General features: G+C 72.1%; 1 protein-coding gene. It reads right to left on the reverse strand.

Going from position 1 to position 556, the window contains the following annotated elements:
- Window positions 1-556: hypothetical protein (locus J7528_RS24075; RefSeq protein WP_291879900.1), on the reverse strand; the 556-nt coding region annotated here is incomplete at both ends.

The raw sequence follows: 556 nt of genomic DNA on the forward strand, positions 1-556 counted from the left end.
GCCTCAGCACCAGCTCCTCGGCGTAGTCCTGCGAAGCACGGATCCGGTACAGGGTGCCGCCGGTATCCGGCAGCAGGTGCGACAGCAGCTGGCTGGCCAGGGCGATCGCTTCGTCCGGCTTCATGCAGTTCTGCAGCAGGCTGCCGAAGCGGCTGAGCTCGGCCAGGTCGGCGGTGTGCCGCTCGAGCTGTTCGACCGATTCGCGCAGGCGCAGGTTGGCCTGGGTGCTGGCGCGCTCGGCCTTGCCGCGGCGACGGATCTCGCGCACCAGCATCCAGTACACCGCGCCGACCACCGCGATGCCCAGCGGGATGCCGAGCAGCGCCAGTGCGCGCAGGATGTCGGCGCTGCGCCGGCTGGACACGCCGCGCGCGACCAGCAGTTCGCGCTCGCGCTCGACCAGCTGCTGGGCCTGGCCGCGGATGGCGGACGACACCTCCAGCACCTCGCGGTCGATTCCGGCCTGGGCGGCGGGCAACCCGCCCTGGCGATAGAGGCCGAGGTTGGTCTCGATCTGGGCGATGCGCCGGTCGCGCAGCGCACTCAGCGCGCCGAC

The sequence above is a fragment of the Caulobacter sp. genome (assembly GCF_017744445.1).
Lineage (GTDB): Bacteria > Pseudomonadota > Alphaproteobacteria > Caulobacterales > Caulobacteraceae > Caulobacter.